The sequence below is a fragment of the Planococcus sp. S3-L1 genome (genome assembly GCF_030063085.1).
Classification (GTDB): domain Bacteria; phylum Bacillota; class Bacilli; order Bacillales_A; family Planococcaceae; genus Planococcus; species Planococcus kocurii.
The window spans coordinates 112,092-124,990 of record NZ_JASISN010000010.1 but is presented as its reverse complement, the minus strand read 5'-3'; the positions used below and the strand labels follow the sequence as shown (position 1 = coordinate 124,990).

Here is a 12,899-nt window from a genome sequence, read left to right as displayed (position 1 = left end):
GTATTTCGATTTGAATAATGTTCGACACCGGACAGGCAAGAAAGCGAAAGTCCATTTTGAACTCGTTTCGTTGATTTACAACGCGTCCCGATTGGCGAGCGATCGTTTGAAAGTCGCTAGAAACCGTACTTTAGCAGCCGCTTAAATTTTAAAAACAGGAAAAATGGTCCGAAAAACCGTCTACACTTTTTTAAAAGGGCGATTTATGAAATTGATTCAATTAACTATTTTTTAAAATAAAAGGTAGCCAAATTTATTTGGCTACCTTAAACAAGTGTATTGTCGCTCTCGCGTGTAGCTATCCTTATTAAGTAGCCAAAACATCTTCATATTCTGGATGACTCGAGAATTCTTTTTTAGCAAACGGACAAAGCGGTACAATTCGTATATCTTGTTGTCGTGCATAATCTACCGCTTTTTTCACAAGCTTCTCACCTACACCTTGTCCTCGTAAACTCTCGCTAACATATGTGTGATCAATAATCATTAGTTTAGGTCCTGTCGGTACAAAATGAACCTCAGCGTCCGGGTCTACCGAGTCATTGCCAATATAAAATTTGTTTTCTCCAGCTTTAATCTCCATTATTTATTCCTCCTCTAATTCATTTTCAATGGGATGAAGTAATGGGAACAATCATCCCATTTCAACTCAACTTTTAACACATCAAAAGTTGAGTTGAAAAATTCTTGAACTGTCTTGCTCGGATTTTCCGATTTCATGACACTTTCAAGATCTAAAAAGTATTCGCTTAAATTTGCATCGTAGTAGGCTTCATCCGGCTTTATAGAAGTATGATTCAAATCTTTGTTGATAAATGGATAAGGCAACACAAAGAAAGAAGGTGTGTCTACATTATCATCGCCTAGCCAAAATCCAAACTCAATCATATGTTCATCAAAGGCCGCTTTTTCAATAACGCGATCTTCAGGAAACTCTTCCATAATTCCGTGCAAAATGAGCATGGCGACGTCAAAAGTTCCCCAAAAAAGTGCTGGTTTTATCTTTCGGCTACGCATAGGAGCAATAAATTTCATTTGTTCATGCAGTACTAATTGAAATAGAGTTAATCCTCTTACCGCATCTTTCTGATTAAACGTTAGCGGTGTTTCGTCTTCGTTTAATAATTTTTTGTACACCATTTCTTGAGGTTTCGGGTTAATTATTACATCGACTCCTCGTGAATGGATGCTATGAAAAATTTCGTCAAAATAATTTTTAATGGATTTTGACGTTTCAATTACAATGTTTTCAGTTGTTCCATTGACATTGACAGAGATTAAACTATTCTTGACATCTACCTCAAGCTGCAAAAGGTCATCATCCGCAAATAACAAACCCGTTGTAAACCCATTGGGTGTTAACGGAAGCATGACATGTGCCCATTGAGGTTCTTTATGAGCTGTTACTAATTTAATCTTCCCTAAAATTTGAGAGATTAAATGCAATGTAAATTTTGTATCTGCCCATTCAGAATGCTTAATAATATCTACTTTCATATTGTCTCCTCCCTCATTTAATTTTCTCATTATTAAACTTACATACCCGGCAAAATCACTTTCTAACATAATAAAAGGAAAATTACCTCTAAAAAAGGAAGTAGCACTTTTCGCTACTTCCTTTTTTTCGACAGATATTTTACTTTTCCTTCTATTAGTTAAGCGGTTATTACAAGTCAGAAGCTTTTACAAATGTGTAGTCTTCACTTTGTAAATAAGCTAAAACGGCATCAAGTCCGTCTGCTGTAGATTGGTGGATATCATGCATAAGAATGATGCTCCCACCTTTTACATCACGTTTTACATTAACGAGTAATTGATGAGCATCACGATCTTGCCAATCGAGCGTATCTACATCCCATAAAACTATAGGTAGATTTGTTTGTTGGCGAACAGCCGCATTTACTGCTCCGTATGGCGGTCTGAAGCTAGTTGATTTTTCACCTGTAACCATTTCAATAATTGTATTGGTATCCTGGATTTCTCTTTGCACCTTTTCCGTACTTAGCTTTGTTAAATCAGGATGATTCCATGAATGATTGCTGATTTCATGACCTTCTTCTCGCACTTGTTTAGCGATTTCAGGATAGGCTTGCACCCTATTCCCTAACATAAAAAATGTTGCCTTGGCATCATATTTGTTTAATATCTCTAGTATTTGTACAGTTGTTTTCGGATTGGGTCCATCGTCAAATGTTAAAGCGACTTTCTTCGTTGTCTCGGCAGGTGCTTGTGTCACTTCATCTTCTTCTATTAGTAATTGGAATGGCTCAGCAAGCAACTCATTTATAGTAGTTAATGGAATGGTTGTAACTATAGAATTAACAAGACCTATTTCTTCTTCTGATTCAGCGAAATAAAAAGTGATGGATTTATCTGTAACGACGAATTGATCAAAGTTTTCCCAAGTTGGTTGCGTCTCTAAACGAATTTTGTCTTGAGAAAATTCGTTTGATAAGGTCGAATTATTGTATAGATTGTGACGTACTAACGTGGACAACATCATTAGGTGTTTTGAATCGTTCTCGAGTACATCCTTAATTGTGAAATTTTCACCTGTTTCAAGATTCCAGTGAAACGATTCTATTCTTTGTTGTTCACTAGCCTCCCCAATTACTCGATTGGTCGTTAGCGCAATTGAATATTTTTTTGAAGAATGAGAGATGATTTCATAAGAAATCGTCAAATCTCCTTCGACTTTGCCATTCTGTGTTTTCGTTAAATAATTTTCTTTCGCTCTTTCTATGTATTGAAAAACAGCTTTATTATGAGTGCTATATTCAGTTTGAGGATATTGAAGCACAAAAGGAGCTGATGCATCAGTTGATGTTTCTGTAACAATTTTTATGCCTGGAATATCAGATTCAGATGTGTTGAACATTATTTTAGTTGGTACCGTCACTTTATTTGCTTCAGATGTTGAAGCGTTATCTTTCTTTGTAGCCATTGTCATTAAACTAAATGTAGAAATTGTTAATATTCCGATAAAAAATAAGAGGAACGTATTGATCCAAAAAGAACGACGTTTAAGTTTTTTTCTGTTCAAGATTAAGACTCCTTTAATTGGTTATAAATAGTTAGACGGCTACTTCTTACAAATAGTTTGGACTACGCAAAAATTTTTTAAAAATACTGAGTACTATATTATAGAAGCAGTAAGCTATTAAATGCGCTTACTGCTTCTATAGGAGGAAACTATTTAATATACTTGTCGCTAACTAACAAATCATCAATTATATTAGTCGGGATTTCAAAGGTGACAACTCCCATATACCCTGCTGCCACTTCGTACTCATCAAATGCAATTACCAATTTGTTTGTTGGAGTGATATAAAATTTTTGATCCGGTTTAATGGTGCTAAATTCTGATGTTATATCGTCTGAAGTAAAATAAGAAATTTCTTCATCCACAGCCATTTGTCGTTTCATCTCAGCCGCAATATATAAACTGATCACATCAATGTACTGGTCGTCTTTGAAAAGACTTGGCAAGGTGATCAATACACTATTTTCTTTATCGACTGTGTCATACTTCATAGTCATTGAAGATGACCCACCGATTTCAACCTCATAACGCGCAATGGACAGCAATTGCTCTGTGTCAGTGATGACTTCATATCCTGTATCAATTCCAAGGTGTCCCTCGCCAATCTCTTTCATGCCCGCAACTTCTTGTTCAAATTGTTCTAAAAGCACTTTATTTTCTTCAATGTATTTTTCATTTAACGAATTTTGTAACTCATTGTTTTCTAAGCCTTCAATCGCAGGTGTCGTAAGATTCGCTTGATAGGTTTCTTCATCTATCGCTACCTTTTGAACGGTGAAGACTTCTACAATCGCGCCAAGTCCAGGAATCGATGACATCGATTGTGCCCATGCTGGACTTACATTGATGCTCCCAACAAATAAGGCTGCTGCTGCAGCTGAGGCGAGAGACCATTTTTTTGCACGCCTTGGCTTTTTCTGTGCTGACTTTGCTTGTCGTATTGAGTCCTTTACAAGACCTTCTAGTTCTGATGGAATTTCAATTTCATCATAGTCTTTTTTTAATTTCTCAAGTTTTTTCATGACCAAAGGTCCCCTCCGATTTCAATGCGCAGTTTTTTCAAGGCGCTATACAGTCTAGTTTTAACGGTATTCACATTTTGTTCGGTTATTTCTGCTATGGTATCGATTTTTAAATCCTCAAAAAACCGAAGAATAATCACTGTTTTGTATTCTGGAGAAAGTTGTTCAATGGCTTCTTGTAAATCCATATCATGCAGTTCATTTTCTAAATGAGGCAAATAGACTTTCAACACTTCATCATCCATTGCCATCGAACGTTTATTTTTTCGAATAAAATCAATCGATGTGTTAATGACAATTCGGTAAAACCACGTTTTCAATAAATTGATGTCGTCTAGGCGATCAATCGAATTGAGAGCTTTCACAATAGCGTCTTGCACAATATCGAGTGCTGTATCTTTGTTTCTTACATAACTATAAGCAAGTCGATAATGCGATTCTCGATTTTCGATTATAAATTTCTCTATGAGTTTAAATTTTTCTTCTTTTGTCATGACAAAGTTTTCACCTTTTCCAATTCCAACATGTCGCGTACACGTTCTTATTATTTGACGGGCTAGACAATCTAAAAGTTTGAATCGTCCTTATTATTTTTTCAACAGGAGATATTCGTGTGTAAATCGGTAATTTTTTTACAGAATTCTCTATTTTACTATCTTTTTTTAAAGAACCTCAAACACGACTCCTAAAAATTCTAAAAAGTAGATAAAAAATCGCCTTTTCTTTAAAAATAGAAGTTACCATACTACTATTTTAAAAACAGAAAATTTTTATTGAGGATTTGGAAATTTACCTCGCAACTTTGAAAAACGTATACGGATTTTGGAGTTGTGACATTGGCTTACCCTCTTCTGAAAGTAGATGGTGTTTCTAGCTATTTTAAGGAATTTATTCTCCAATCAAAACCAACCGAGAAAAAGATGGTACAAAAAGACTTTGTTCGTAAAGAGATTAAAATCCGAGCAATGATGTTCGACCCAACTAGTGGCTGCCGCAGACTAACGAACCTATTTCAATAAAATGGAACTCAAGCTCATGGCAGCCAAAGACTCTGAATTTAATAATAGCGCAACATTTAAATCTCCAGCCGTTTGAACAATGACTCCCAATACCCGATAAACCTACTAAAGAGCTTGTTCAAAATTCAATTGCTTTCTCTTTTTAAATGATAAGCAGCTAATGCAACTGGTATACGTTCTGTATAAGGCAAGCTAGCGCAAAAGCTAAATTAATTAAGTAGAATCCCACCACCTTATGAAGGTGATGGGATTCTACTGTTTAGCTATTCTTTTCTTCTATTCTACTGTCCTTTTTACATTCAATTGGTAAAATAAAAAATAATTATTTATTCTTACTATACAATTTATTTACCGATAAAATCTTAGGTTCAAAATACCTATATTATATTATACATTAAGGATATATAATTCATTTTAATCCATTTAAATAAGCATTTGTGTCTAAAAATTATTAAAAAATAAATACTTATTAAGTATAAATCCCAATTAATTAGATATTTCATATTAACCGAGTCACCAAAAAAGCATTTTTTTCTTTTGATGTATGTACATTTTTAAAATGGATTATATGTAAAAAGATATAAAAACTCTCATTACATAAGTTGAGAGATCATTGCCTATTTTGAGGAGTATATAGAATAAGGGTTGGAGATTACATTTCTCCAATTTTTTTATCGTGCTTCAAATCCTTGGACACTGAATATCATCGTTTTACTAGCGGATGAATATCGATTTATTAGTAATGATTATGTAAAAGATAACATCCAGTTTTAATAAAGATGGACTATCTTCGATAATTGTCAGTTAAGCAGCCATAAATAACAACGTACTTAAAATACAGTGAAGATAGATAGGAATGACTGAGTATGCAAAACATTGAACAACAAATTCAAGAGTTAGATGAAACGCAAGAAGATTTTGTTCTAGTTTTGAACACAGAAGGATTCGTTGCTCATTCTAGCCAAAATTGGAGAGTGTATTGTCAGAGTCGTCAACTGCCAACCGCTCTTTGGAAAGACGGAGGGAACTACTTCAAATGTCTGGAAGAAATGAAGAAATTCAACGTGGTTCAATCTATGAAAGATATATTGATGGGAAACGAAAAGGAAGTAATTCAGCTATCACTTTTCTACGACCCAAAAACCATAGAATACCTGTCTGTAAAATATCAATCTTTTTCACTCGACAATAATTCAAAAGGAATCATCCTTTATAAACAGCAGGTGACCAATGTGTCCTCATTAAGTTGTCTGAAGGCAGAAGTTGTTCTCGAGAATATGGCAGAAGCTTTTTTCCTTCTCGACAACCAAATGAGGTTCCACTTTTTAAATTCCGAATCGGAAAAAATTCTTCAGCGTAAAAAACAAGAACTGATTGGTCGAAGTATTTGGAGTTGCTTCCCAAAAGCTGTTGGAACTAAATTTTATTCGACTTATATTCGGGCAATGCAGGATCGAGTACCCTTACAATTTGAAGAATACTATGCTCCCCTGGATACTAGGTTTAGTGTCAAAGTTACACCAGTTTCTGATGGAGGACTCGCTGTTTATTATCAAAAAGTTCATAAGGAAGAGACATTGGAAGCAAAACTTCTAAAGGTTCCCTCAACCGATTATTTAACGGGCTGGTTAACGCGGGTAAAATTTGAAGAAAGTATTGAACAAATTCTGCAAAAAGAACTCCCTTTTTCTCTCATCTATATTAATCTAGATAATTTTAAGCATATTAATACACTCTATAATCACAAAACTGGAGACCAAGTTATTAAAAAAATCGTCGAAAAAGTCGAAAACTTGTTGTCTCCTCAAGATTTAGCTGGTCGACTTGACGGCGACGAACTCATTCTTCTCCATTTGCATCAACCAAAAGAAGAAATCGAAGAATTCCCGCAAAAAATACGGAACATCTTCCCTAATTCTATGGTATTGGAAAACGCTAAGTCGATCACAGTAAACGCGAGCATTGGAGTTTCTTCCTATCCTCAAGATTCTTACGGTGCCGAAGAACTCATCGCGTATGCTGAGACAGCGATGCGAAAAGCTAAAGAGCAAAATGGTTCTTCCTACTCCCATTTTCATTCGGGGATGGGAATTGATTTAGCCCGGCGATTTTTGATTGAAGAAAGTCTGGCAGGAAATCTCCAAGAAATTGGCTATCATTTTGTTTTACAACCACAAATTAATTGTGCAACTGGGGATCTCACCGGCGTTGAAGTGCTGTCGCGCTGGAATCACCCAACGCTCGGTCCTATTTCTCCTATTGAATTCATTGGCATCGCTGAAGAGACAGGAACTATATCACGTTTAACAAATCATCTGCTAGAGGAAGTTTTTACTTTTATAAATGAAGAGAAAAAGCACAGTAACAGTTTCCCTAAAACCGCTATTAATGTGACCTCATCGCTACTCACAAGCCAAACTTTCTTTCATGATTTATTTCTCATGATGGAAAAAAATCAGATTCCAGCTGATCAGATTGAACTCGAAATCACAGAGAGTGTAGAACTGACCGGTTCGGAACTGACGCTAACTAACTTAATGACTTGCAGATCAAAAGGAATTTCAATTGCTTTGGATGATTTTGGTACCGGTTTTTCTATGCTAGCCTATTTGGTAGATTACCCCATCGATAAAATTAAGTTAGATAAATCGTTTATCAGCAAAATTGGTCAAGATGCCCGATCTGAAGCAGTTCTCAAATCACTGATCCAGTTTGTCAAAGGGATTGATTGTCAATTGTTAGCTGAAGGTGTTGAAACACCCGCAGAAGCTTTATTCCTACAAGAAAATGGTTGTCCTATTCATCAAGGTTATCTTCACGATAAGCCTTTGTCACCTGAAGCTTTCAGCAAAAAATATTTGAATATTTCATAGTAGAGACAAAAAAGCAGTATGAACTTATGAGGATTACCCATAATTCTTAGAAGTTTAGATATCCCACCATAAAAAAATTGGAGTGTAGTGTGCTATGGGCAATAACCTTTACTTACCAAACAAAGAAAGTCTAGCCGAGCTGATTAATGCAAAGAAAGAATTGATCTTTCAAAGCAAAGAAAAAGCCGATCGGGCTGCTGAATTAGTCATTGCGAATCAAGAGCTCGTTTTTCAAAATGAGGAAAAAGACAAACGTGCGGCTGAGTTGATCATCGCAAATAAAGAACTAGTCTTTCAAAACGAAGAGAAAGATAAACGGGCGGCCGAGTTAGTCATTGCGAACAAAGAACTAGCCTTTCAACATGAAGAAAAAGACAAACGCGCGGCTGAGCTAGTCATTGCGAATAAGGAACTGGCTTTTCAAACTGAAGAAAAAGCAAAGCGGGCGGCCGAATTAGTCATCGCAAACAAAGAACTGGTCTTTCAAACTGCTGAAAAAGCTGATCGGGCGGCTGAATTGGTCATCGCGAATAAAGAGCTAGTCTTTCAAAATGAAGAAAAAGATAGACGAGCGGCCGAGTTGATCATTGCGAATCAAGAGCTGGTTTTTCAAAATGAAGAAAAAGACAAACGCGCCGCTGAATTGGTCATCGCGAATAAGGAACTGGCTTTTCAACATGAAGAAAAAGACAAACGCGCCGCTGAGCTAGTCATCGCAGACAAAGAACTGGCCTTTCAAACTGCTGAAAAAGCTGACCGGGCGGCCGAGTTGGTTATCGCAAACAAAGAACTTGTTTTTCAAACTGAAGAAAAAATAGACCGGGCAGCAGAACTCGTCATTGCCAACAAAGAGTTGATCTTCCAAACTGAAGAAAAAGCTGACCGGGCGGCAGAACTCGTCATTGCCAACAAAGAGCTAATCTTCCAAACTGAAGAAAAAGCTGACCGGGCAGCAGAACTCGTCATTGCCAACAAAAAAATTATTTTTCAAACCGAAGAAAAAGCTGACCGGGCAGCAGAGTTAATTATTGCAAATCAAGAGCTGATCTTTCAAAACGAAGAGAAAGATAAACGAGCCGCTGAATTAACTATTGCCAACAAAGAACTGGTCTTTCAAAATGAAGAAATTTTATATCTTAGCTATAATGATCAATTAACAGGTTTGTATAATAGAAGATTTTACGAGGAAGAAATAGAAAGAATGGATACAGCAAAAAATCTACCTTTGACTATTATAATTGGAGATGTAAATGGTTTAAAACTGATCAATGATTCGTTTGGACATTCCATGGGCGATGTCTTATTGAAAAAATCTGCCGAAGTAATCAAACAAGGCTGTCGAGCAAATGATGTTATTTGCAGAATCGGTGGCGATGAGTTTGTTATTCTGTTACCTAACACAGACTCTTCTGAAGCAGAGTTGATTATTGAACGCATTAATGAGTTGTCGGGGCTAGAAAAGGTAGGTTCACTTGTCGTTTCTGTTTCCTTTGGTCATGAAACGAAGAAGAACAAGAATTATGAAATTAAAGAAGTATTTAAACGAGCAGATAAACATATGTATAGTAATAAGCTTTTGAGAGGCAACACCTATAAAATATAGAAGATTTTATTCCAAAAGGTAAATCCTCTTTCTTATAGGCCTATAATACAGTAGTTTAAAGAGAGAAACCCCACTATCTTTTTCAAGATGGCGGGGTTTTCTTGTTTACCTATTCTTTTCCTCCATACAACTGGTGGAGTTCTTCTTCCCTCATCGTAAAGCGGTGTTCCTCCGCAGGAAATGTGTTTGATTTCACCTCATTGACGTACTGAATCAAGCCGTTTTTCATGATCTCACCTGTTTCTGCATAAGACCGTACAAATTTCGGCAAATGGTGCGATCCGTATTTCAAGGTGTCGTGATAAACCAAAACTTGGCCATCTGTTTCACTGCCTGCTCCAATGCCGATAACCGGGATGGTGAGAGCTGTGGTGACTTTGTCAGCTAATTGGTACGGAATACATTCCAGGACCAGCATACACGCTCCTGCTGCTTCACAAGCTTGTGCATCCTCAATTAGCTTTTGTGCCGCATCTGCAGTTTTGCCTTGCACTTTATAACCGCCTAGAACACCTGCTGACTGAGGCAACAATCCGAGATGCGCAACAACCGGAATGCCGGCACGTGTTAATAATTGTATGGCGTCAACTACCTCATCTGCACCTTCTACTTTTACCGCTTCCGCTCCAGTCTCCTGAAAAATTTGAACAGCGTTATCCAGTATACGTTGTGCGCTTCCGTGAAACGAAGCAAATGGCATGTCTACCACTAAAAATGTGTCGGGAGCTCCGCGACGAGCTGCTTTGCCGTGATGAATCATGTCATCTACGGTTACTTTTACAGTAGAATCATATCCAAGAACGACCATTCCTAAAGAATCGCCGACTAAAATGACATCAATTCCGGCTTCTTCAGCAAGCTTGGCTGACGGGTAATCATAGGCGGTCAGCATGGCGATTTTTTCGTTTTGTGTTTTCATTTTGATGAGTGATGCGGTATTCTTCATTTTTTTCTCTCCTTTTGGGAGGAAAACCAAAAATAAAGCCCATCTTTCCAATTTTGGACAGACGGGCAGAAAGTTTATTGTAGGTTTTCTCCGTCCCTGTCGATTTAAGATCAAGGCAGAACTATGCAGTTGTTGAGCAATTTTGAGGGGTGCAGTTCAACAAGGATACTGCCCTTCATGTCACTATAGCAGAAGTTGCGTTAGGGGAACACGAATACTAGCTCATGTATTCAGTTTTGAGAATACTGTAGAGCAGAGAATCGCGCCAGCCTTTTTTCATTCGTAAGTTTTGGCGAAGCAGTCCTTCTTTTACCATTCCTGATTTTTCTAGAACGTTTTGCGACCCACTGTTTTGAAGATCACAACTAGCTGAAATTCTGTTGAGTTCTTTGTTTCTAAACCCAAATTCGAGTAATAATAATGTGACTTCTGCCGCAATTCCCCTTCTCCAAAAATTCGGATGAAGAATATAACCGATTTCACCTGACTGGTTCATGTTATCTATTGCAGAAAGCTCTCCCGCTCCAATCACTTCGTTTGTTTGTTTCCATACCACTGCAAAAGTAAAACTCGTACGAGGGTTTGTTACCTGTTGCTCTAACACATCTACTAGATATTGTTGCGTTTCTTTTTCTGTATTAGGTCCCCATGGTTGGTATTGAGTAACTATTTCCTGTGAGGCATAGGCATGTACAGCTTTCCAATCCTCTTTAATAAACTCTCGCAAATAGAAGCGGTTTGTTTCAAGCATTACTTGTCTCTCCTCTAATTCCACTTTTATCAATTCATTACAGACCTTACTTTTTTCTGGATCATGACAAGCTTTGCTTCTAAGTCAACTGGCGAGTAAGTTGAATCGATGCAGTCGTTCCAATATTCCATATGCTTTTGATCCACTTCATGACTTGAGTTTTCCAACTCTGCACCCCCTTCTCCTTGTACCGAGTACCAGTAAAGATAGGTGTTGCCATCAAGTGTTTCGCTAAAAATTGTTTCGATGAACATTTTTTCATCTTCAAGTGTGAGTAATACATTATCCATATGCTCTTCCAAAAATTCTATCCATTGCTCAACTACAACTTCCTTTCCCTGTTTCACTTTAAATCTTGAAAGCTCTGTAGTTAGTTTCATTTAGTCCGCATCCTTTGCTATTTTGTTAAAATAACCTAATGTCGCGTTAGAATTTAAGGATTGAGTTACTCCTGTTGATTGATATCCTAATTTTTCGTAAAACCTACAGTTTGCTTCTTCTTCTAAAATGGTCGCGAGCTCCCAAACATGCGCTTCTGCATGCCGTTCTTCAACTAGCTTCATTGCTTCTTTAGCAACACCGAGGCCTTGGAACTGTGGATCTACAAATATAGGACTAATCCAAAAACAGTTTTCTCCGCCGTACTTGACGCGTATTGCGCCTACCATTTTCTGTCCTTTTACGATTTTGTAGAAGAATGAGCCCGACATTGTGATTCGAGTGAGAACTTGTTCAAGTGTTTCGTTCGCAGGATTTGTCTGCATGTCTTGATATTTTACTAATAGTGGCATGAAAGACTCTTTTTGCATTGCTAAAATAGACGGGGCATCCGAAACTTCTGCTTTAATTAACTCTACTTTCATGAAAGCACCTCGTTTTGTAAAAAACTAAAAAGCTCTGGAACTCTTTTCTGAAAAGAAAGGTAGTTGTGTTTCTCCCCTTCTAATATGTTAAAAGTGACAACAGAACACTTTCTGTTCAACTTTTTTGCAATCCTCTGATTCGAAACCAAAAATTCATGGCTAGTGGTTGAATTACTCCCCGCTTCACTTGTACCGCAGTCCATATATAGTGAAGTTAGTACAGATAAGTCTGTTATATCTATCAACTCTTCGATTTTTTCTTGATTGGCATAAAATCCGGCTGAAAAAAGAATGATGTTTGTGAATATATGTGGATAAATACAAGCTGCGTATAAAGTAATCAACCCGCCAAGCGAAATTCCAGCCATTGCGGTTTGGCTTTGTTTTGTTCGATATGTTTTATCGATATAAGGTTTCAATTCTTGAACAATGAATTGTATGTAGCTCGCTCCATTGCCTCCAAAAGACGTTGTTTTATCCTCTAGAAATTGTTTGCTATATGCTCCATTTCTCCACGGACAATATTCGTTTTTTCGTTCTTTGCTATTTTGATCTATCGCTACAACGATTATGTCTAAATTATTTATATCTAAATAATGCTCTAACTCTAGAGACATCCCACCAATTGCAGTATCATTTCGAAAAACATTTTGGCCATCATGCATATACAATACAGGATACTGCTTATTAGTTAATCGGTAATCTTTAGGTATAGAAACTCGAATCATTCGATTGTCTTGTAACTTCTCTGATGTGATCGAAAAAATATCCATCATTGT

13 protein-coding genes and 1 pseudogene are annotated in these 12,899 nt (G+C 37.0%); 4 read left to right on the top strand and 10 right to left on the bottom strand.

The genetic code is table 11. The features are described 5' to 3' along the window. Positions 1 to 145: pseudogene (locus QMF37_RS11275) on the top strand (IS5/IS1182 family transposase); the annotation flags it as partial. A 162-nt stretch (positions 146 to 307) separates the two neighbouring features. Here QMF37_RS11275 and QMF37_RS11270 read toward each other — a convergent pair. From QMF37_RS11270 to QMF37_RS11250, 5 genes are all read right to left on the bottom strand, one after another. Further along, positions 308 to 583, bottom strand: coding sequence for a GNAT family N-acetyltransferase (locus QMF37_RS11270; protein WP_283478365.1), 276 nt, complete (start codon positions 581 to 583; stop codon positions 308 to 310). Positions 584 to 597: 14 nt separating this feature from the next. Continuing rightward, the gene (locus QMF37_RS11265; protein WP_283478364.1) at positions 598 to 1,497 is read right to left on the bottom strand and encodes a DUF5996 family protein; all 900 of its coding nucleotides are present in this window, start codon (positions 1,495 to 1,497) and stop codon (positions 598 to 600) included. 169 nt (positions 1,498 to 1,666) lie between these two features. Then, positions 1,667 to 3,043, bottom strand: coding sequence for a polysaccharide deacetylase family protein (locus QMF37_RS11260; RefSeq protein WP_283478363.1), 1,377 nt, complete (start codon positions 3,041 to 3,043; stop codon positions 1,667 to 1,669). Between the two features lie 149 nt (positions 3,044 to 3,192). After that, complete coding sequence (rsiV, locus tag QMF37_RS11255; RefSeq protein ID WP_283478362.1) at positions 3,193 to 4,065, bottom strand: anti-sigma-V factor RsiV; 873 nt, start codon at positions 4,063 to 4,065, stop codon at positions 3,193 to 3,195. Continuing rightward, positions 4,062 to 4,559 carry an RNA polymerase sigma factor gene (locus tag QMF37_RS11250; RefSeq protein ID WP_283478361.1) on the bottom strand — a complete coding sequence of 166 codons (498 nt, stop codon included), beginning with the start codon at positions 4,557 to 4,559 and terminating at the stop codon, positions 4,062 to 4,064. Before QMF37_RS11250 ends, rsiV begins: the two co-directional genes overlap by 4 nt. A gap of 342 nt (positions 4,560 to 4,901) precedes the next feature. Between QMF37_RS11250 and QMF37_RS11245 the strand changes: the two genes are divergently transcribed. From QMF37_RS11245 to QMF37_RS11235, 3 genes are all read left to right on the top strand, one after another. Beyond that, on the top strand, positions 4,902 to 5,084 hold the full coding sequence (locus QMF37_RS11245; protein ID WP_071152867.1) for a hypothetical protein: 183 nt from the start codon (positions 4,902 to 4,904) through the stop codon (positions 5,082 to 5,084). An 866-nt stretch (positions 5,085 to 5,950) separates the two neighbouring features. Then, complete coding sequence (locus QMF37_RS11240) at positions 5,951 to 7,957, top strand: sensor domain-containing protein (protein ID WP_283478360.1); 2,007 nt, start codon at positions 5,951 to 5,953, stop codon at positions 7,955 to 7,957. Positions 7,958 to 8,051: 94 nt separating this feature from the next. Then, entirely contained in the window at positions 8,052 to 9,560 is a 1,509-nt protein-coding gene (locus tag QMF37_RS11235) for a GGDEF domain-containing protein (RefSeq protein ID WP_143039486.1), read from the top strand. A gap of 109 nt (positions 9,561 to 9,669) precedes the next feature. Here the strand turns inward: QMF37_RS11235 and panB are convergent, their stop codons facing one another. The 5 genes from panB to QMF37_RS11210 form a co-directional block, all read right to left on the bottom strand. After that, positions 9,670 to 10,506, bottom strand: a complete 837-nt coding sequence (gene panB / locus QMF37_RS11230) for a 3-methyl-2-oxobutanoate hydroxymethyltransferase (RefSeq protein ID WP_071152868.1) — start codon at positions 10,504 to 10,506, stop codon at positions 9,670 to 9,672. Between the two features lie 217 nt (positions 10,507 to 10,723). Further along, positions 10,724 to 11,257 carry a GNAT family N-acetyltransferase gene (locus QMF37_RS11225; protein WP_078080783.1) on the bottom strand — a complete coding sequence of 178 codons (534 nt, stop codon included), beginning with the start codon at positions 11,255 to 11,257 and terminating at the stop codon, positions 10,724 to 10,726. 29 nt (positions 11,258 to 11,286) lie between these two features. After that, positions 11,287 to 11,637 carry a DUF6176 family protein gene (locus QMF37_RS11220; protein ID WP_078080784.1) on the bottom strand — a complete coding sequence of 117 codons (351 nt, stop codon included), beginning with the start codon at positions 11,635 to 11,637 and terminating at the stop codon, positions 11,287 to 11,289. Then, positions 11,638 to 12,120 (bottom strand): GNAT family N-acetyltransferase, encoded by a 483-nt coding sequence (locus QMF37_RS11215; protein WP_071152869.1) that lies wholly within the window; start codon positions 12,118 to 12,120, stop codon positions 11,638 to 11,640. Continuing rightward, positions 12,117 to 12,896 carry an alpha/beta hydrolase gene (locus QMF37_RS11210; protein WP_283478359.1) on the bottom strand — a complete coding sequence of 260 codons (780 nt, stop codon included), beginning with the start codon at positions 12,894 to 12,896 and terminating at the stop codon, positions 12,117 to 12,119. The genes QMF37_RS11215 and QMF37_RS11210 overlap by 4 nt, the downstream gene beginning before the upstream one ends. Between the last annotated feature and the right edge of the window lie 3 nt (positions 12,897 to 12,899).

Excerpts from the sequence above, each read along its gene's own strand:
- QMF37_RS11270 (WP_283478365.1), bottom strand. The coding sequence starts at position 583 with ATGGAGATTAAAGCTGGAGAAAACAAATTTTATATTGGCAATGACTCG.
- QMF37_RS11265 (WP_283478364.1), bottom strand. The coding sequence starts at position 1,497 with ATGAAAGTAGATATTATTAAGCATTCTGAATGGGCAGATACAAAATTT.
- rsiV (WP_283478362.1), bottom strand. The coding sequence starts at position 4,065 with ATGAAAAAACTTGAGAAATTAAAAAAAGACTATGATGAAATTGAAATT.
- QMF37_RS11250 (WP_283478361.1), bottom strand. The coding sequence starts at position 4,559 with ATGACAAAAGAAGAAAAATTTAAACTCATAGAGAAATTTATAATCGAA.
- QMF37_RS11240 (WP_283478360.1), top strand. The coding sequence starts at position 5,951 with ATGCAAAACATTGAACAACAAATTCAAGAGTTAGATGAAACGCAAGAA.
- QMF37_RS11235 (WP_143039486.1), top strand. The coding sequence starts at position 8,052 with ATGGGCAATAACCTTTACTTACCAAACAAAGAAAGTCTAGCCGAGCTG.
- panB (WP_071152868.1), bottom strand. The coding sequence starts at position 10,506 with ATGAAGAATACCGCATCACTCATCAAAATGAAAACACAAAACGAAAAA.
- QMF37_RS11225 (WP_078080783.1), bottom strand. The coding sequence starts at position 11,257 with ATGCTTGAAACAAACCGCTTCTATTTGCGAGAGTTTATTAAAGAGGAT.
- QMF37_RS11220 (WP_078080784.1), bottom strand. The coding sequence starts at position 11,637 with ATGAAACTAACTACAGAGCTTTCAAGATTTAAAGTGAAACAGGGAAAG.
- QMF37_RS11215 (WP_071152869.1), bottom strand. The coding sequence starts at position 12,120 with ATGAAAGTAGAGTTAATTAAAGCAGAAGTTTCGGATGCCCCGTCTATT.
- QMF37_RS11210 (WP_283478359.1), bottom strand. The coding sequence starts at position 12,896 with ATGATGGATATTTTTTCGATCACATCAGAGAAGTTACAAGACAATCGA.